The following is a 21182-nucleotide window of genomic DNA, read 5'->3' on the forward strand; positions in this document are numbered from 1 at the left end:
ATCAAAATGTAATGTATTATATACAATTAAAACTCTTTAAATACTGCCACTTTCATATAGTCATACTTAGACTAAAAAGGAACAATACATCATTCACATATTAAAAAGCTTTATGAATACTTTTTAGTATTTATGACATTACTATTATAGTATACTCATAACTAATTTAGAAGAGAAAACGAAAAATAATACTAGAAAAATTGTAGCATTACAACAGCTGCGTGACAAAAATAAAAGGATATAGTTTTTATGAAACCTGTCGTACACCATACACAACGTTATTTGCTACATACAATTGAAACAGAATCCATGCCGTTCAAACATATAGTAAAGGAATTATTTTAACAAATAATACTACTATTAACTAACTGATAGCATTAAGATAAGTAACAATACGATTGATAGCTCTCATATAAACTGTTGGATATACTTTACAGCCGTAGATAGTTTCTAGGTACGTTACTAAAATAAACGATAGTTTAGCAGTATGGCTCAATACATATATGCATTATTTTTTCAAGAAATCTCCAAATAGAAAACTAAATGATATACTTCTTGAAGTTGATAAATCTAAAGTTTAAGTAGGGAAAGCTAAAAATTGTAATGGTAAATATCCATTTTTTACAAGTGGTTCTTCAATACTAACCTAGAACGAATATTTTGTAGATGGTAGATACTGCTTCCTTAATACTGGTGGTAATGCTGATGTAAAATTTTATGTAGGTAAATCTGCTTACTCAACTGATACGTGGTGTGTTTATGCAGTTAATGATATGACGGATTATCTATACCTCCTTTTAACAACCATAAAAGAAAAATTAAATAAAAAGTATTTTCAAGGAACAGGACTTAAACACTTGCAAAAAGCCTTATTAAGAAATTTAAAAATATTTATATACCTACAACAAACGAATTATTAAATTTTAATAAAATTATTCAACCTATGTTCTATACAATCTCAAAAAATACAAGAGAAATAGAAAAATTAGTTTCTCTTCGTAATTTTCTACTACCATTGCTTATAAATGGTTAAGCGACCATAGAGTAAAACGATAAATTATCGTTTATCTTATTATCAATAACTTTTAAAATATAAGAAACTTTCATTTGAAATTCATATTCTGGAATATTAATAACAATTGTTCTTTCTTTGATTGTAAAAAATACGGTAATTCTCTCCTTCAAATCATCAAAAATTATGCCTAATACAATCTACTAAATAACATCCATATTCTGGATATAGATTTAATTTTTCAATAGGCTTATAATTTTCATTTTTTATTTTGTGTTCCATTTGGATAAGTATTTCCAGATCTTCTTGATAACTTTTAATGCATTCTAGTCTATCTTCTTCATCTGTATAATTTTCATTAACCTTTGTTTCTTCTATCCAAGAGAGAATTTTTTGTTGATTTTTTGCAATTGCTTCATTAAATTTTGTGTACTGCTTTGTAACCCAAAGGGCATAGTAATAAGTATAACGATTAGATTGACAGTAATCGAATATTACTTTTTCACTCAATTCTATAAAGCTCTCGTACTCTTCTAAAACATAATAAGCATCATAGATTTGACAATCTTCAATATCATCTGTACTTAAATGATAATTTTTGTCCTCTCCGTCTTTCACTTGTTTCAAATAAAATACCGCTTTTTCTCTATTTTCCAAACAGATTTCACAATATGCAATACTCAATAACAATCTCATTCTGTTTGGGTATTTAATAAGTAATTTTTCAAATACTTCCTTCGCCTCTTTAAATCTTTTAAACTCAAATAAGCATACTCCATAACCAAACATCATTTCGTAGTTGTCATTATTTATTTCTAATGCTTTTTCAAAAACAATTAAACTTTTCTCTAGGTTTGCAGTATTTTTATCAAACTGATATTTAGAAAAATAACTCAGCCCTAGCCCTTTATATGTTTCAATAAAAGGTGATTTTAATTTTTCTGCTTCTAACAAATATTGTATTTCTTCTTTACATTTAGCATTATAAAATGCTAGATTCGTATAAATCCTTGCTTTGTTTGTATCAGAAAGTTTTTCTTCATAAGTTTTAATAAAATCTTCTAATAGTTTAACTGAGTCTAGATTATCTGCTAATTCTTGCATTATTGTTGCCAAAGCACATACTATATCCACATTACAGGGGTCCTCTTTCAAATTTTTTTCTAAATACACCTTAAATTTTTCTACAAAAGGTTTTGAAGTTTCATAACTAGTAAGTATAAGTTCACCATATTTATTTTTGTATTCTAATTTTAAATTGTTCCAATATTTTTTTATCAATTCTTTCATAACATCCTCTTTTTAAATTAATTTAAAAGTTTACTAAATAACAATACTCAATAAAAAATTTATCTTTGATATATTAAATCATCTCTGTTTTTCCATATTAATTATACTATTTTGATATATCCTTATAAAGCGAGATGATTTACACATCCTACATCAACACTACCATCTAAGATGTTTTCTACAAAATATCTGACTTGATTAAATGATGAAAATAGTAAAAATTCAAATTTTACATTTTGCTCTTTCAAATAGTTTTTTCTATTTTTAAGTTTCAAAAAACATCCTCTTTCTTTCCACTAACAAATTGTTTTTCAATTCTCTTTATCTTCATTCCTTATCAGGATTGAGATCCCTAAAAACAAAGCAGATACTTGGTGGGCTAGCCCACCAAGTATCTGCGAATTATCTCTTATTCTTAGACTTTATACTACTATTAATAATTTTTTGTAAGCATTATTTTTTTACAAATATACCAAAAGGTTTTCCCAATGGTAAGAACTCGTATTTAAAATGTTTGTTTAAAATATTCGCTGCAAATCCATAAAAACTCACAACAGCAATCGCCAATTCACTATACGCAGCTAATGTGTGCATGCTATGTTCAGCAACGCCAAATGAAGATAATGTCAATCCTATAAATAAGAAATCAATAAGTACAAAGATAACAAATAACACTTTGTTTGTTTCAAGAGAGCCTATTGTCATCACTAATGTGAAAATTAAATAGCCTAAAAAAGCAAAACCTAATTGATGAACATCTGCTCCTTTTGCTAATTTTTCTCCAAAAACACCATTTTGTATCATCCATGTTCCTGCAACTCCAAACCAAAATAGTGCATATCCACCAAAAGCTGTTGTCCCAAAAACATTTTGTTTTTTTGCATCATGAATAGCAGCAAATAATTGAGCAAATGCACCTAAAAAAATCGCCCACGGAATAACTAAAGACACCCCTTGCGTTAACCCTAATTTTTGTGATGATGCCACTAATGTCACAATCGCTAATCCAAATAATCCTAAAGCTGATGGGTCGATAGTTGACACTTTTACTTCTTTTTGTTCCATATTGTCCTCCTAAAAATAAATACTTATATAGACTACCAAAAATATACGTTTTGTCAAGGATTTTTTGCCTATTTATACACAACTTGTGAGGGTGTGTTTTTATTTAGAAAGCACCTTTCCTGTTTTGCAGCAAACACCATTATTTGTAGTCATTTATCACAAATTGTACATTGTACATCTTAACAATTAGAACGTGCAAACATAATTTATTGCAGTCATTCAAACAGACAAAAATAAATAAAATATTTTACATATTTCTAAAAATACTTTAACTTACAAGTTATCATTTTTCACCTAGAACACTGTCATTTGACATAGGCTTACATTCACTACTAAATACTAAGACATGTATAACAGCACCATATAAATATGTATTGTTATACACGTCTTTTTGTATTGTAAATTTAATTTTTATTTAGTTCGCTTTTCTTTTTGAAAATCCCATAAATGCAATCAATAATCCTGCACCAATAAATGAGCCAATTAACCAAACTAGAATATAAAGTGGAGCATTTGAAATTCCGTTTACCATCGTAGCAAACAATCCACCATGTGGCACCACACTACGAATACCAAAGAGCATGCTCAATGCTCCAGCAACTCCACTACTAATGGCTAAAGCGGGGATAACACGTAATGGGTTAGATGCAGCAAATGGAATTGCCCCCTCCGTAATAAAGGCAGCCCCCATAACGCAGTTCACTAAAGCACTATCACGTTGTGATTCTGGCCATAAGTCACTTTTTATTAAGGCAGATAAGAAAATTGCCATAGGAGGCACCATACCACCAACCATAACTGCTGCCATGACATCTGAGCCAACTCCACTAGCTGCTGCTGTAACCAAAGCTGTCCCAGTTGCATAAGCTGCTTTATTAATTGGTCCACCCATATCAATTGCCATCATACCTCCAACAATGAATCCAACAACAACTTTCCATTCAGTTGGAATGGAGTTAATAAATTCAATTAAACTTGTTGTTATCATTGCCATTGGTGCATTAAATACTAAAATCATTAATACTCCCATCAGCAATGTCCCTAAAATTGGGAACAAGAAGATTGGTTTCAAACCTTCTAGTGATTTAGGTAAAACACTAAATACTTTACGTAAAACGATAATAATGCCCCCGGCTAAAAATCCGGCCACTAAAGCTCCTAAAAAACCAGACGGACGCATATCCAATGCTTTGACTAAATCTGTTGAACCTGACAATACACTAGGATCTGCTAAAATACCTCCCATAAATCCAACAACTAAGCCTGGACGATCAGCAATAGAATGTCCAATAAATCCTGCTAAAACTGGTAACATCATTGCCATTGACAACTTACCAAGTGTAAATAATGTGTGCGCAATGATATTGTATGACGGATGATCCGGATTAAATGATTCAATTCCCCAGAAGAATGAAAGGGCAATTAAAATTCCTCCAGCTACAACAAATGGTAACATGTGAGAAATTCCATTCATCAAATGCTTATACGCACGTCTTCCTAAACTTTCTTGAGAAATATCTTGTCCTAAGACTTCTCTAGTATCATCTGCTTTATAAATCGGTGCCTGTCCCTTGATCGCCTGAGCAACCAATTCGTCTGCTTTATGAATACCATCAGAAACTTTCGTAATAATGACTGGTTTCCCATTAAAACGTGCCATTTCTACATTTTTATCGGCTGCTACAATAATGGCTGTTGCCTGTTTGATGTCTTTAGCACTTAATTTATTCCCTATGCCACCTTGTCCATTTGTTTCTACTTTAATAGCAACACCTGCTGCTTTTCCTGCCTGTTCTAATTTTTCTGCTGCCATAAAGGTATGTGCAATTCCCGTTGGACACGCTGTTACAGCTAAAATATACGGTTTATGCTCGTCTTCTTTAGATACATTTTCTTCTAAGATTTCCTCTTTAGCTACTTTATCATATTGTTGAATGATTGCTATTATTTCCTCTGGTGTTTCTGATTGTAATAACAATTCTCTTGCTTGTTCATTCATCAGCACTTTCGATAAACGGGCTAAGGCTTTTAAATGCTCTGCTCCTGATCCCTCTGGAGCTGCTATCATGAAAATTAACTTTGCTGGCTGGTTATCAAATGATGCCCACTCAATACCTTCTTGACTACGTCCAAAAATAATTGATGCTTTTTGAATAGATTCATGTTGTGCATGCGGAATAGCAATATTATCCCCTACACCTGTACTAGATTGAAGCTCACGTTGTTGTAAGTTAGCCACATACCCTTCTACATCACTAAGACCTCCCGTTTCAGCAAAACGAGTAGCCAAATATTGTAATGTGTCATTTTTAGTCTTTGTGTGTAAATCTAAGTCGATAATATCTTTTATAAATAATTCAGATAATTGCATTGTGTTTCCTCCTCTAAACTGTTGTCACTTTAATTTGTGGCAGTAATGTTTCGATTAATTCTTTTTGTGTAATTCCCATTGAAAAAGCAGTGGCACTGCCGGTTGCTGCTCCTTGCTGCAATGCTTTTTTATAACAATGAGAATGTAAATATTCCGCTATAAAGCCGGCTAACATAGAATCTCCTGCACCCACTGAATTAATCACTTGTCCTTTCGGTACATTGGCAATATACTTGTCACCATTTTCTGTTAATAAAAAAGAGCCCTCTCCCCCTCTTGACACAAGGACATTTTTTGCACCCTGTTCTTGTAGTTTTTGAGCATAAGTGATGCAATCATGTATTGTAGTAATGCTCACACCAAATAACTCACCCAACTCATGATGATTTGGTTTTATAATGAATGGTTTATAGGCTAAACATTGTTGTAACAATTCTTTAGTCGTATCCAATACTAGATTAACCTCTTTATCACGACATAATTTCGCGATTAATACATAATGATGTTCTGTCATACCAGGCGCCTTATTTCCTGCCAAGAAAAGCGTATCACCTTGACGTAAACGTATGTCAAGAAAATCATATAAACGATTAAAATTCTCTGGAGAAATAAATGCCCCATTTGCATTACATTCTGTTTCTACTTCACCCTTTAATTTCACATTAATACGTGTAACATTCTCTACAGGAATATTATAAACTGTAATACCGTCTTTTTCTAACTCTGATTTTATGTACTCACCTGAAAACCCACCTAAAAATGTAATAGCCGTATTTTTCCAATTAAGTCGATTAAGTACAACAGACATATTAATGCCTTTCCCACCAATAATATAGTGTTCGGATTTAGAACGATTTAATTCACCTAATGTTATCGTATCCATCTGCATCACTAAATCAATAGCAGGATTAAATGTAATGGTATAAATCATCTATTTCCTCCTCTTTCTTTATATAATGTCTTTTTAAGGAAAAATTTTTCCTACTTTTTGTTATGACAACCCAATCATTTCGTATGCCACTTATTTAAGCAATGCACTTGATTAAAATGACGATACATGACTGGACAATCTACAGTCACAATCTCAACTTGTTGAATTGTTGCAAATTGATGAAAAGACTGGGTATCAAATTTTGCATATTCAGCTAGTACAATAGACTGCCGTGCTTGTTGAATTGCCATTTGTTTGATAAAGGCTTCCTCTGAATCAGGAGTCGACAATCCAAATGTGTTATCAATACTATTCACACCTAAAATTGCACTATCAAAATGATAGTGTTGGATTTGTTGCACTGCCATGCTCCCCACAATAGCTTGTGTTCTTTGTTTTAATTTCCCACCAATTAAAGTGGTGGAAATATTATACTTGACTAGACGTTCTAAATGATGTGCTCCATTTGTAACAACATGATGTTTCTTAGCATTGAGAAAGGGAATTAATTGATGTGTGGATGATCCTGCATCTAAAAAAATACATTGCCTTCCGTTCAAAAAATGTTGAGAAACATATTTAGCTAATTGGATTTTACCTGTTTCACCATGCTTTAATCTCTCTTTAAGTAGACTATCTTGACTAAGCGTAGGCAAAATAGCTCCCCCATGTACACGCTTTAATTGATGTTGTTGCTCCAATATATCTAAATCACGTCTAATAGTAGCTTGAGAACAATGTATTGCCTCAACAATATCTACTACTTTTATACTCTGATGTTTAGCTAATTGATGCAATATATACTGGTGTCGTTCTGCTGCCAGCATACATTTTCCCCCTAAAATATTATATTTGTATAATCCATTTTAACCTATAACTCAATCATTTTCAATCAAAAACAATCATTTTCAATCATTCAATCTCTATTTTTACTACGGCTACATGATTTATCATATTGAAAACACCCTCATATACATAGATATAACTTTTCCAAACTTTATGTTTATTACATTTTATAAACTATGTATCCTGCTCTCTAATCAATAAGTCCACAGTCTAATTATTATCTTTATTAAGATACAGTATGATATACATGGTTCGTTTATTATATCTTTTAATATACATGAAAAATTGAATACTTGTTGAAAAATAGATTTACTCTACTGAACAACATCAAAACAATCGTGTTAGCAATTTTTTATTTACCAACACGATTGTATACGCAAAAAGGAACTGGGAAAAAACTAAAATTTTAGCCTTTCGATTAACATTTGAAAAATTGAAAACAGCTTAGAATCAACGTTTCTGATAACGTCATTATAAGCTGTTTTTTTATTTTTAAGACTTTTTTCCCAGTCCCATTATGTATTATAAAGTTCTTCTGCCTTCAATAGCACGTAATAATGTCATTTCATCTGCGTATTCAATATCACTTCCAACAGCCAGTCCATGAGCAAGTCGTGTAACCATAATATTTGCTGGTTTCAATAACCTTGCAATATATTTTGCGGTTGCCTCTCCCTCAGCAGTAGGATTAGTTGCAATAATGATTTCTTGCACATCTTCTGCATCTTGCAGTCGTTGAATTAATGACGAAATACTCAAATCATCTGGCCCAATTCCATCCATTGGAGATAGTACTCCACCTAGGATATGATAAAGCCCTTTATATTCTCCCATTCGCTCCATTGAAATCACATCTTTAGAATCTTCAACGACTAAAATTTGCGTACGATTTCTTTGCTCATCACAACATATTAAACACGGGCTTTCTTGCGTAATATACCCACATATTGAACAATGCGTTAAATCTCGCTTGACACTAATAAGTGCATTAGCAAACTGCAACACATCTTCTTCTGGCATATCCATACTAAAAAAAGCCAACCTAGCAGCCGTTTTTGCACCAATTCCAGGTAAACGTCTATAACTATCTATTAATTTTTCAATTGGTAATGGATATTGCATGTATTATAACCTCATTCCTCCATTAAAATGGCAAATGTTGTGTATATTTACCCATGACTTCTTGAGTACGTGTTTCAACTTTTTTAAGCGCATCATTCATTGCCACAACTAATAGATCTTGAAGCATATCAATATCTTCTGGATCAACAATTTCTGGTTTGATGATGACATCAATCACTTCTTTTTTCCCAGTCATTTTTACTTGAACAAAATCATTGGTTGATATACCTACAAATTCTTGCTCATTCAAATAATCTTGAGCTTTTTCCATTTCTTTTTGTAATTTTTGCATTTGTTTCATCATACCTTGCATATTTCCCATGCCACGCATCATTATTTATTCCTCCACTTCTACAACATCACCAAATAGTTCTGTTGCTTTACTAATAATTTCTGGTATTTCTTCTTTAATTTCTGTAATTGCCTCTTCTAGTGGCTCTAAATGTTCACTAGAACGTGCTGTTTGTGGTTCCAATTCTTCAACTAAAGTTGGGTGTAAATACTGTTCAAGTGTTCCCATTTTTTTAGATTGAACAAATTTATCTCTAATCGTTTGCCATTGACTTAACGGCACACACTCAATACGACACGGGTGTTTAATCAAACGCTCTCCGTGTTGGCTTAAATCTTGTTGTAACGAGGTGTCTGTGGCCGTCATCTGACAAAGTACATCATACTCAAATCCCAAAACAATCCCATGTGGACTTGCTGCTAAAACGACTGATGAATTCAATTTACCTTGTTGTGATACACTCAAACATGACACAATATCGTGCCATTCCTCTTGAACAAGCTGTTTGTCTTTAGCTGTTGCTTGAGCTAAAACACTAAATACTTTTGACAAATTAGGTGTAAACTGCTTATTATTTTGTCGTTTAGGAACATCTTTAATAGGCACTTTTTGAACATTTTCTTGTTTTTGAAGATGCTCAACTTGTTTCTTTAGTTGCTCCACAGTTTGCCACAAGTCTTGAATTAAGGCATTATCGGCACTATTGCTAGCTTTCTTGTCCAATGCTTTTGCCATTTTGAGCGTAAATGTTTCAAGGTAAATATCTTTTTGTGTAGTTACCTTTAATGCCTGCTGAGTTAATGTTAATTCCTCAATCATTGCATAAATAAACTCGGAAGATATACTCGGCATAGAATCCAAAACATCTACTAATGTGCCATCTGGTGATACAACTTGACTAATCAACATATCTCTAGCAAATATTAACAGTTCTTCAACAAAACGCCCTGCTTCTTTTCCATCACGTAACACACAGTGTAAGTCCTCTAAAGCTTTTGATGTATTCTGTTCATAAATGTTTATCACATAACTAAGCATCTGTTCATGAGATATGCTACCAGACACTTGTAAAGCATCCTCATAACGAACACCTTGATCACCATAAGAAATAGCTTGATCCAGCAAACTAAGTGCATCCCTCATGCCTCCATTAGCACTTTTAGCTATAATTTGCAATGCTCTATCGTCATATTCAATCTGTTCTTGTTCAAGAATATAGGTTAAACGCTCTTGAATATGTTGTCTTGTAATCCGCTTAAAATCAAATCGTTGAGCTCTTGAAATAATCGTCGCCGGAATTTTATGTGGTTCTGTTGTTGCCAAAATAAATATGACACTTTGTGTAGGCTCTTCCAACGTTTTCAATAATGCATTAAACGCTCCAGTCGAAAGCATGTGTACTTCATCTATAATATACACTTTATACTGAACTTGTGTCGGTGCATATCTAGACTTATCCCGAATATCTCTAATTTCTTCAACACCGTTATTACTAGCTGCATCAATCTCGATTACATCACCAAGGGTACCTTGTGTGATACTTTGGCAAACATCACAAACGTTACATGGCTCTCCATTCATTTGATTAGGACAATTTATCGCCTTTGCAAAAATTTTAGCCGCACTCGTTTTCCCTGTCCCTCTAGGTCCAGTAAATAAATATGCATGACTAACTTTGTGAGATAAAATGGCATTTTTTAACGTTTGGCTAATCATATTTTGTCCCACAATATCTTCAAACTTTTGTGGTCTCCATACACGATACAACGCTTGATACATGCTTTCCCTCCAATCTACTACCATATCTTTTACATTATAATCTATTTACAAAAAAAATAATAGTAGTAGCTCTGTTTTAAAATATATCGCACATAGCTAAGACTATATTTTGCCACATTATCACAACATATAAATACATATTACACTTGCTACAATAAACAAAATAACATGTTGCTTCCATTTAAACTATTTTTGACATAGACCAAAAAGATTACTCACACTTTGAATATACCTTGCTCTTAAACACGCTTATAACAACATTATATTTCTACTTTAATCCAATTAAAATAGTAGATTATCATCACATCCTCTTGATGAGAAAGAACATTTGCTTTACTAAGGATATAAAAACAATCATGTTGGCAAACTTTTTTGTTTACCAACACGATTCATTGTACACTCAACTTCATATTTAGAACACTAGTGTTATACTATTTTTATTCCTAATATGAATAGAACTAATTTAACAATTCAGCAGCATCTTTATCAATAATAATTGTCACACGCTCATGTTTTTGTAAAATACTTGCCGGAACGCTTTCTGTAATTGGTCCTTCTACTAAATCTTTAATAGCTTGTGCCTTAGCTTTTCCAAATGCCATTAATATAATTTCTTTAGCATCCATGATAGACTGCAATCCCATAGAATAGGCATGTGTTGGCACATCTTCTTTTTTCTCAAAGAAACGTTGGTTAGCTTGAATTGTAGCCTCTGCCAGCTGCACTTTATGTGTTCTCTCCTCAAACGATGTTCCAGGTTCGTTAAATCCGATATGAGCATTAGTGCCTAATCCTAAAATTTGCAAATCAATAGGGTATTGTTTCAATAATGTTTCATATCGTGAAATTTCCGTCTGCTCATCTTGCTCTAAACCATTAGGAACAAAACTTTCTTTGAACGGTTTTGTATTAAATAAATGTTGTTCCATAAAATAACGATAGCTATGCTCGTCTTCAGGAGATAATCCAATATACTCATCTAAATTAATTGAATAGCAATTTGAAAAATCTAGATTACTATGACGAATTAATGTATACAATTCAATTGGTGTACTTCCTGTTGCTAAACCATAATGCTTAGCCCCATGTTGATACGCTTTTTCAAATAATTCAAACGCTTTTTCAGCACCTTGCTGTGCGTTTTCTACAACAATAATATTCATACTGTTCCCCCTGCTTCTTTCTTATATATTTCAACAAAACTGAAAAGGATTTCACATTTATATTGTAACATGTTTTTATATTTTTTCAACGTTTTTCATTATAAATTTCGCTATTCTGATAAAGAATAATCATTGAAGAGAATATAAAACTAGCATATTAGACTATTTCACACTTTTATACAACTTTTCAAATCACCTTTTTGTCCTATCCATTCGCTCTATTCCACAGCAAATTTGATTTTTTTTAATGAATTGATTATACTTAATGAAAAAGGGAGGCGTCTTTATGAAACCAACACAATTATCAACACATCATTCACTTCGCAAATGTTTAACATTAGCTACACATTTTATCTTATTTTGTATTGCATTTGGTCCTATGTTTACCATAACTATGATGACACAAATACCTCTACTTATACCTATACTACACGTTCTACTCTATTATCCAGCACATATATTATCTAAGGTAATATTATCGGATTTTACATTCTCCACTCCCCAAAAAACTATTGAACATATTATCTTATCGGGTATTTTAGGCTTACTTGTTCTACTCGATCTCCTTTCTATTTTATTTACTATCTCTCTAATCGTTCTTCCGGGAACTGTTTTAATCGCCGTTTATGCACTAGTCAATATTTTTTCTGGACACTTTCTATCCGCTCAAGGAACATTGCTTATCATACTTTTATGTCCAGTATATGTCTTAATTAGTACATATATATACCGAAAAATAATTGATATTAAATCTTCAGAAAAGAAATGACTCTACTCATAAAAAATCAAAACACACATCAGTATACATAAAAAATAGCGATTTATACATCTATCATTTCACTATCTGATCATCGTTCTCTTAAAGCAAATATGTTTTATTTGTTAAAAAAATTTGATAACCATTATATAGTTCAAAGAAACTTTACATTGAGGTGCTTTCTGGTCAATAACCTTTGTCGATTTATGATATACCTATACTATTATTTGTTAATTTCCAGTTTCTTTTTCAATATGAAAAAGGAACTGGAAAAATCAATTTTATCATTATTCTGTATTTTTCGCTAAAAAACATAAAAATTCACTAATTGCTCCGTCAATTCATCAAACAAATTTCATGATTAATTGACATATCAAAAACAACATTCCATTCCACAATAATTTGAATTCTCCTCTCGTATTTTTATTCTATGCACTTTAAGTATATATGCTAAAAGTGGAAAGATTTTTTCAAATCTTCCCACTTTTTTATTTTGACTTTTTCCCAGTTTTTTGACCTAGTTACTGATCTTTGGAATATGTCACATCACTTTTATTTTTAATATACTAATAAAAAAATATCTGTTTATACATCAATCTAACTCAATTTGTCCTGTATACAATTTATAATACATTCCCTGATTTGCCATTAAATCTTCGTGATTTCCACGTTCAATGATCTCTCCATGGTCCATGACCATAATTACATCAGCATTACGTATAGTAGACAGCCTATGTGCGATAACAAATGATGTTCTCCCATACATTAACTGATCCATACCTTGACTAATCAGTCCTTCAGTATGGCTATCAATTGAGCTGGTGGCTTCATCTAATATCAATACTTTTGGATTAGCTACTGCTGCTCTAGCAATCGCCAGTAACTGACGCTGCCCTTGAGAAAGTCCTTCTCCATCCCCAGTAATAACTGTTCGATACCCTTCAGGTAAACGTTTGATAAAACTATGTGCATTAGCCAGTTTTGCAGCTTGAACCACTTCATCATCACTCGCATTCAAACGACCATAGCGAATATTATCTGCTATTGTACCTGTAAATAAATGCGTATCTTGTAAAACAATAGAAATGGTTCGTCTTAAATCTTCTTTTTTTATTTGTGTAATCGGAATACCGTCAAATGTAATTGTTCCTGCATCAATCTCATAAAATCGATTAATCAAATTTGTAATCGTTGTTTTTCCGGCACCTGTAGCACCAACGAAAGCAATTTTTAGCCCTGGTTCTGCCCATACATTAATATCTTTTAAAATATTAACATCTTTCGTATACCCAAAATCAACATGTTCCAAAATGATTTTCCCAACTACTGGAATACGATTGTCATCTTTAAGCCAATACCATTGATCTTCATCACTTTGATCAAGACTTACTTTCCCCTCATCTACTTCTGGGTGTTCATCTAAAATGCTAAAAATACGTTCGGCACCTGCTAAGGCAGCCAGCAATACATTAGATTGTTGGGAAATCTGTGCCAAAGGCTGTGCAAACGTTCTGGAAAACTGTAGGAAAGAAGCTAATGCTCCTACGTCCATCATTCCACTAATGACAAGATAGCCTCCCACTGTTGCCGTTAATGCATAATTAACATACGAAATATTGCCTAAAATCGGAAACATTGTGTTGGCATAAAACTGTGCCTTTTGCGCAGAGCGGTTTAATTCTTGATTTAATTCCTCAAATTCTTCTAGTACTTTTTGCTCGTGGTTAAATACTTTAATGACTTTTTGTCCTTCAATATGTTCCTCAATATACCCATTCACTTTTCCAAGTGTTTTTTGTTGCATTCCGAAATATTTGGCTGAACGTGACCCAACAAATTTAACAATATACATCATAATCGCAAGCATTATGACAATCATTATTGTTAATAATGGCGACAAAATAAGCATCATAATAAAGGTTAATACCAATTGTAAAGCTGACGTTAACAACATAAGTAAACTGTTGTTAAACGCATTTTGAATATTATCAAAATCATTTGTAAAACGTGACATCAAATCGCCATGTTTATGCGTATCGAAAAAACGAATTGGCAATTTTTGAATATGATCAAAAAGTTCCATACGAATCGTTTTAATTGTTTTTTGCCCGATAACAACCATAAGACGAACTGAAAAATAGCTGGCACAAACTCCACACATATAGATAAGTACGATTAGACCAATCATACGAAGTAAACCATTAACATCTTTAGAAGCAACAAAATCATTAATTAATGGGCGAATAAAATATGTTCCTGCAACGCTGGCAACGGTACTAATAATTAGAGCAACAACCACAATACCTAGCTGAAATTTGTTTCTCCACAAATACGTCATTAAGCGTTTCAAAGTCTTTGCCATATTTTGAGGGCGTCGTCCAGCTTTATTCATTTTTTCCATTATACTTGTGCTCCTTTCATTTGAGTTTCATAAATATCACGATACATGTCACTATTTTCTAATAACATCTCATGATTTCCCAATGCACTCATTTTTCCATCTTCTAAAACTAAAATATTATCCGCACCTTGAATTGACGAAATCCGTTGTGCAATAATGATAACTGTTGTATCTGGAAAATGATTAAAAAAGGCTTCACGGATATGTGAGTCTGTTGCTGTATCTACTGCAGAAGTTGAATCATCTAAAATAAGGACAGCAGGTTTTCTAACCATTGCTCTAGCAATACATAACCTTTGTTTTTGTCCACCAGAGAAATTTCCTCCACCTTGTTCAACCCAAGTATCGTAACCATCTGGCATTTCCATAATAAAATCATGTGCTTGTGCATATTTTGCAGCTTGAATTAAATCATCTTCACTTGCCTGCTCATTTCCCCACAATAAATTTTCACGAATCGTTCCAGAAAACAGTGTGTTTTTTTGCAATACCATAGATACATGTTGACGTAAATCTTTAAATGTAAACTCTTTAACATCAACTCCACCCACTTTTACACAACCTTTTGTTGTATCAAAAAGACGTGGAATAAGTTGCACAAGAGATGTTTTTCCAGACCCTGTTGGCCCAATAATCCCAAACACTTGCCCAGCTTTAATGTCAAAATGAATATCACTTAATGCTTCTTCCGTTTGATCTTTTCCATAAGAAAAATACACATGTTCAAATGACACATCCCCTTGAATATGTGGCCTACTTTGTGCGTGTGTTTTTTCTACAATATCAATTTCAGTATCCAACACTTCAAATATTCTATCCATTGAAGCCTTTGTCATTGTAAACATAATAAACACAAAGGACATCATCATTAGCGACATAAAGATTTGCGTGATATAAGACAAGAAACTAATTAACTCCCCATTAGTAATTCCACCAGCGATGGCCATATTTCCTCCATACCACATTACTGCAATTGTACACGCATAAATGGCTAATTGCATAGCTGGACCATTGAAAATAACAACCATCATAGCACGCAAAGCTCTTTCTTTAAAAGTTGTGTTGACAGCATTAAACTTTTCTCTTTCATAATCTTCTCGAACGAAAGATTTTACAACACGGATACCTATAAAATTTTCTTGCAATGTACGGTTGATACTATCAACTGCTTGTTGTAACTTTTTAAAACGTGGGAAGGCGATAGACAAAATTAATGCTAAAGCTAAAACTAAAAATGGCACAGCAATAATCAAAACAAGAGAAAGTGGAGCATTAATTTGTACAACTAAGAATATCGTAATAAATAACATCAAAGGAGCACGAGAGAGAATGCGTAGTGTCATAATAATTGTATTTTGAACACTTGTTACATCTGAACTTAAACGTGTCACGAGAGAAGCATTAGAAAAGTAATCGATATTATGGAATGAAAAGCCCTGAATTTTAGCCATTTCAGCTCTACGAAGCTCTGAGGCCACATTTGTTCCCGCTAAGGACGCAAATTTAGCCCCTAACATACCTGCAATAAGGGCAATTATAGACAACCCTACCATAAGCAGACCTTGCTGCACAATGAACTCAAGATTTTTCTGACTAACCCCTTTATCAATAATATTTGCCACAATAACCGGTTGTATCACTTCACATAAAACCTCAATTAAAATTGCTATCATCGCAAAAAAGGGATATTTTTTATACTTTTTAAAGTACGGTAATATCCGTTTAATCATATTTTTCACTCCTTTATTTTTTAATCATCTTTTTATTTTAACAAAAATAAAAAAGCATTTCAAATGCTAAGATTGCTATTTTTTGCATATTCACCTATTTTAGCTTAGATAAACGTGAGTAAAAAAACAGTTATTATACAATAAAACACTTTTTTCTTTTCCTGTAAAATTCGGAAAAAAGTAAGATTCATACCACTAACTCAATCTCTTATAGCTATGTTTGACCAAAATTGTATACATTGCTCAACTTTATGCCTAGTTCTTTTTATGTACACCAAATAAAAAGCATGGAGTCAACACACCTATCTGTATTAACTCCACGTTATTAAAATTTATTAGTATCTTTCTCTTCTAAGAGAACTATGCATTAACGGTTCGGTAAATCGTTTGGTAATTCAATAGATTTCACAGCATTCACATCTTTATAGTGTGCTGTAAAATCTATAGCAACTGTTTGCTTATTGCCACCATTTGGTACAGTCATGATTATTGAACCTTCAGATTCCATCAAATAAAATGTTTTCTTATCTACCTTATAAGATGCCGTAATTTTATCTATTGTCCCCCCTGATTGCATCATGCTATTAATTAAGCTATCATTTCCTGAACCATAAAGACTTGATTTTAAATAATCTTCAATTTTTTCTTTGTCTACTAAGTCTACGTTGACAAGATAGTACGCATCTTTTTCATCAACTGTAGCATACTCTTGATTTAAGTTTTCAAGTGCATTAAATTGGTTTTTCGTAGAATTTATTTGATTGTTAACATCTCCATTAGATTCTATCCATTCTCCATTGACTTTTACATAATACTTATCATTCACATAATAAAATTCTGATTCCACTCCAAATGCTTGCATGTTCATTTTCATGGTCAGAGGATCCATAATTAACTCTACAGAATTTTTCAGAATAACTTGCTCCATTTTTGTCTCATCAACTTTGACTTTTACATCAATATCCATAGCTAGACTTTTGATTGTTTTAGCTGCCTCTATTTGCTTATTTAAAACATCTGTTTTTGACAATTTCTGTTGTGTAGTTACCTGTGTACTGTCACTTGATTGTTGTGGTGTACTTGGATTTTGACAAGCCCCTAGTAATATACATGCACCAAGAAATAATAATCTCTTTTTCATCGTAAACCTCCTAAAAATATTTATACTTTTATTATATCCTATTTTTCTAATTATTCAATGTTTTATATGTTTTCTCATTAACTTGTAACACCATTGATATGAATTGTTCACAAAAATAGGGTTTTCCATAAAATCCTATTCAAACACAGCTCCAATTTATCACCAATAAAAATCTATCTAATGTTTACATCATTTTTATATCGTCTTTTTGCGTTTCTAACATATCGTGCATATTCATCAGACTAAATACTGGTTATTTTAAATAAAATTTGCTATGATACGTCTAGTACAAAGACAAGGAGATTTTATGATTATTTCATCACTATTGTTTCCCAGAGAAAATTTGCCGCATGTGTCATCCATTGATACCATTTCATCGGCTTTAGACCTTATGGAAACACATGATTTAAGATGTATTCCTATTTTAGATTCATCTGGTCAACTATATCGAGGGAACATTTATAAATATCACATCTATCGTCATATCGCTAAGGGAGGCTCTTTAGAAATAGCCGTCACAACATTACTTAAAAATGCAACGAAATTTGTTTATGATACAGACGCTTTTTACACATTGTTTTTTAAATTAAAAGATTTACCTTATATTGCTGTCTTAAACCATGATAACCACTTTCTAGGAGTTGTTCGTCATGATGACTTTATGCTGATGCTCTCTCAAACATGGAAAATAAATGCATCAAGTTTTTCTATTACAGTTGATTTGTCTGGAGAAACCAACTTATTACCCCAACTCATTAAACTCATCAAAAAATCTAGTGAAAACTTCGAATTAATGACACTTGACAAAGATGATTTTACGCTAAAAAAACGTGTTCAAATAACATTCTCTAACACATTGACTCAAGAAGAACTCAACAAGTTAATCATACGTTTAGAAAAAAAAGAGTTTAGCATTTTATCTATTGAAAACTTAGCACACGGTATTTAACTATTTTCAATAATTTTAGGATTATTGAAAACTGAGTAAACTTGTGCAGGCAAACAAATGTTTGCCTGCACAAGTTTGTTTATTACTAAAAAAATGTATCACACATCAAGTCATTTTATCATTTTCAGGATATACAATAAATCGTGTTGAGGAACAAAAAAGTTTGCCAACACGATTTATTATACACCCATAGTTCAAAGACCAAAAAGTATGAAGTAAGACAAAATATTTTAAAATTGTATCGATTTCATTTAAATTTATGTAACTAGTTTTTAAATTTTCTAATTCGCTATCTAACAAAAAGTTCAGTTTATAGGAAATATCATTAAAATTTTGATACATAGTATAAAAATTTTCTTTCCCTGAAAAATAAGAAATCAACTCATTGTGAAAAGGAATCCATTCTGAAATGTGAATTTTACTACTGTCTCCTCGTATTGTATGTTTCTCAAAATAATTTTTTGAAAAAAAAGTATAAGGTAAATATTTATGGGATTTTAGCATCAATCCCTTAAGCAAAGGTATTTGAATATTATGTAAATTTATTATGACTTCGGAACTATTTATTTTGAGAATCATTTTTCTTCCTTCACTTCAATCGTATCATACAAATTAATTAGAACTGACTCCAACGTTGGCTCATCTATTTTCAAACTAATTACTTCATTATTTTCCATTAATTCATTAATCAGAGTTACTAAATTGTCTTCTTTTATCAGTTTTATTTTAAATTTATTATACTCTAGTTCGTCCACCTTATAATGCTTTGATAAACTAAACTGCGATTTTTCACTTATTTCAACAGTTAACTCCTGTGATTGCTCAGAATCTTTAATCAAATTCTTTAGTGAACCATCATAGAATAATTCTCCTTTATTGATAATCAACACTCTGTCCACCATTTTTTCTATATCCGATAAATCATGTGAAGTAATAAAAATAGTGGTCCCAAATTCTTTATTAAGTGATTTTATAACCTTATGAATATTTTCTTTTGCTTTTATATCTAAACCAATAGTTGGTTCATCTAGAAAAACTAAAGACGGTCTATGAAGAAAAGTTGCTAAAATTTCACATTTTGTCTTCTGACCTAAACTCAAATGTCTTACTGGAATTTTTTCGATATCATCCATATCTAATAATTCAGATAGATGATTAAATGTATCCCAAAATTGAGCTGTTGGAATATTGTAAATCTGTTTTAACATTAAATATGTATCAATTGCAGGCAAATCCCACTCTAATTGTGAACGTTGCCCAAACATCACACCAATATTTTTTACATAACGTTTCCTATTTTTATATGGTTCAACGCCACCTACTGTTACAGAACCACTATCTGGCTTCAAAATACCAGATAGAATTTTAATTGTTGTACTTTTTCCTGCACCATTTAGTCCTAAATACCCCACTATCTCACTTTTTTCAAGTTCAAAAGAAATATTTTTTAGTGCGTGTATCGTATCAACTTCTCCTTTTCTTTTTCTCAAAAATGATTTGTTTAATTTTTTTACAACGATGTATCCCATAAGTGTTTTACCTTTCTAACTTCCCGAAGACGAGTATTTCTGTTCCAAATATTTAAATAAGACAACTGATATAAAATAAAATATTATACCTGCAATAGGACTGATAGCATAAAAAAATAAATTCTTCTCACCAGATTTTTGTAAAGTAAAAATTACTGGATAATAGGATATTAATGATACAGGTAATATAAATGTAAAAAAGTTTTGAATATGTCTTGGAAATGATTCCTTAGGATATTGCATCATTGAAACACTTCCTTGTACAAAAATACTGGTAAATTCCATAAATTGATTAAATAGAAAAGTTAAAGAGCCAATAAATAAATATATTCCAACGTATAAAAAGCATCCACATACAATGACAAACGGAATATAGAAAACTAATAAGTACCAATTATAAAAAGAAATATTCTCTACTATGCTAAAGACGAGAACAAATGATGCAACTGCTAATCTTCCAAACCTAATAAGTTGAAAATTGAAAGCTGAAATTTGTAGAATCGTTGAATATGGTCGTAATAAATACCTATCATATTCTCCACTTCGGATTAATCGTTCCATACTTGACTCAAAACCTCTATAAAAAATCTCTGCAAAAGAAAATGAAAAATTGACAATTCCGTATATTAAAAAAACTTCTGATACTGACCAGTCATTTAATTTACCAAAAATATTGAACAATGAAATCATTCCCAAGAGTTCAAAAAAAATGACTAGAATTTGATTGCCAATTCCAACGAAAAAATCCACTTTATACTGTAAATATGCTTTGAAAATTAACTTTATAATCGCAAAATATTTCAT

At 31.8% G+C, this 21182-nt stretch carries 16 protein-coding genes and 1 pseudogene; 3 read left to right on the forward strand and 14 right to left on the reverse strand.

The window, feature by feature from the left end; genetic code table 11:
• Positions 1-689: 689 nt before the first annotated feature.
• A pseudogene (locus tag E4T68_RS09980) lies at positions 690-920 on the forward strand (hypothetical protein); the annotation flags it as partial.
• Positions 921-1189: 269 nt separating this feature from the next.
• Here the strand turns inward: E4T68_RS09980 and E4T68_RS01035 are convergent.
• From E4T68_RS01035 to E4T68_RS01075, 9 genes are all read right to left on the reverse strand, one after another.
• Positions 1190-2302: a tetratricopeptide repeat protein gene (locus E4T68_RS01035; protein ID WP_135123248.1), complete on the reverse strand. Its 1113-nt coding sequence runs from the start codon at positions 2300-2302 to the stop codon at positions 1190-1192.
• A gap of 453 nt (positions 2303-2755) precedes the next feature.
• On the reverse strand, positions 2756-3367 hold the full coding sequence (locus tag E4T68_RS01040; protein WP_135123250.1) for an acetate uptake transporter family protein: 612 nt from the start codon (positions 3365-3367) through the stop codon (positions 2756-2758).
• 415 nt (positions 3368-3782) lie between these two features.
• Positions 3783-5738: a fructose-specific PTS transporter subunit EIIC gene (locus tag E4T68_RS01045; protein WP_135123252.1), complete on the reverse strand. Its 1956-nt coding sequence runs from the start codon at positions 5736-5738 to the stop codon at positions 3783-3785.
• Positions 5739-5751: 13 nt separating this feature from the next.
• Positions 5752-6669 (reverse strand): 1-phosphofructokinase, encoded by a 918-nt coding sequence (gene pfkB, locus E4T68_RS01050; RefSeq protein ID WP_135123254.1) that lies wholly within the window; start codon positions 6667-6669, stop codon positions 5752-5754.
• Positions 6670-6743: 74 nt separating this feature from the next.
• Positions 6744-7496, reverse strand: coding sequence for a DeoR/GlpR family DNA-binding transcription regulator (locus E4T68_RS01055; RefSeq protein ID WP_135123256.1), 753 nt, complete (start codon positions 7494-7496; stop codon positions 6744-6746).
• A 541-nt stretch (positions 7497-8037) separates the two neighbouring features.
• Positions 8038-8637 carry a recombination mediator RecR gene (recR, locus tag E4T68_RS01060; RefSeq protein WP_135123258.1) on the reverse strand — a complete coding sequence of 200 codons (600 nt, stop codon included), beginning with the start codon at positions 8635-8637 and terminating at the stop codon, positions 8038-8040.
• 22 nt (positions 8638-8659) lie between these two features.
• Positions 8660-8971 carry a YbaB/EbfC family nucleoid-associated protein gene (locus E4T68_RS01065; RefSeq protein WP_194185065.1) on the reverse strand — a complete coding sequence of 104 codons (312 nt, stop codon included), beginning with the start codon at positions 8969-8971 and terminating at the stop codon, positions 8660-8662.
• Between the two features lie 3 nt (positions 8972-8974).
• Positions 8975-10708 carry a DNA polymerase III subunit gamma/tau gene (gene dnaX, locus E4T68_RS01070; protein WP_135123260.1) on the reverse strand — a complete coding sequence of 578 codons (1734 nt, stop codon included), beginning with the start codon at positions 10706-10708 and terminating at the stop codon, positions 8975-8977.
• 458 nt (positions 10709-11166) lie between these two features.
• Positions 11167-11871 carry a glucosamine-6-phosphate deaminase gene (locus E4T68_RS01075; protein WP_135123262.1) on the reverse strand — a complete coding sequence of 235 codons (705 nt, stop codon included), beginning with the start codon at positions 11869-11871 and terminating at the stop codon, positions 11167-11169.
• 286 nt (positions 11872-12157) lie between these two features.
• Here E4T68_RS01075 and E4T68_RS01080 point away from each other — a divergent pair, with 286 nt between their 5' ends.
• The gene (locus E4T68_RS01080; RefSeq protein WP_135123264.1) at positions 12158-12640 is read left to right on the forward strand and encodes a hypothetical protein; all 483 of its coding nucleotides are present in this window, start codon (positions 12158-12160) and stop codon (positions 12638-12640) included.
• Positions 12641-13220: 580 nt separating this feature from the next.
• On the opposite strand, the gene E4T68_RS01085 is transcribed toward E4T68_RS01080, so the two are convergent.
• The 3 genes from E4T68_RS01085 to E4T68_RS01095 all read right to left on the reverse strand — a co-directional run bounded on the left by E4T68_RS01085 (position 13221) and on the right by E4T68_RS01095 (position 17900).
• Positions 13221-15029 carry an ABC transporter ATP-binding protein gene (locus E4T68_RS01085; RefSeq protein ID WP_135123266.1) on the reverse strand — a complete coding sequence of 603 codons (1809 nt, stop codon included), beginning with the start codon at positions 15027-15029 and terminating at the stop codon, positions 13221-13223.
• Positions 15029-16759 (reverse strand): ABC transporter ATP-binding protein, encoded by a 1731-nt coding sequence (locus E4T68_RS01090; RefSeq protein WP_135123268.1) that lies wholly within the window; start codon positions 16757-16759, stop codon positions 15029-15031. Before E4T68_RS01090 ends, E4T68_RS01085 begins: the two co-directional genes overlap by 1 nt.
• Before the next feature lie 367 nt (positions 16760-17126).
• The gene (locus E4T68_RS01095) at positions 17127-17900 is read right to left on the reverse strand and encodes a DUF6612 family protein (protein ID WP_135123270.1); all 774 of its coding nucleotides are present in this window, start codon (positions 17898-17900) and stop codon (positions 17127-17129) included.
• 307 nt (positions 17901-18207) lie between these two features.
• Between E4T68_RS01095 and cbpA the strand changes: the two genes are divergently transcribed.
• A complete protein-coding gene (cbpA, locus tag E4T68_RS01100; protein ID WP_167753758.1) occupies positions 18208-18849 on the forward strand; it encodes a cyclic di-AMP binding protein CbpA in 642 nt (213 codons plus the stop codon).
• A 575-nt stretch (positions 18850-19424) separates the two neighbouring features.
• Here the strand turns inward: cbpA and E4T68_RS01110 are convergent.
• Both E4T68_RS01110 and E4T68_RS01115 read right to left on the reverse strand, forming a co-directional pair.
• Positions 19425-20339, reverse strand: a complete 915-nt coding sequence (locus tag E4T68_RS01110) for an ATP-binding cassette domain-containing protein (protein ID WP_167753759.1) — start codon at positions 20337-20339, stop codon at positions 19425-19427.
• Between the two features lie 54 nt (positions 20340-20393).
• Entirely contained in the window at positions 20394-21182 is a 789-nt protein-coding gene (locus tag E4T68_RS01115; protein ID WP_135123278.1) for an ABC transporter permease, read from the reverse strand.

This window comes from Granulicatella sp. WM01 (assembly GCF_004570605.1).
Classification (GTDB): Bacteria; Bacillota; Bacilli; order Lactobacillales; family Aerococcaceae; genus WM01.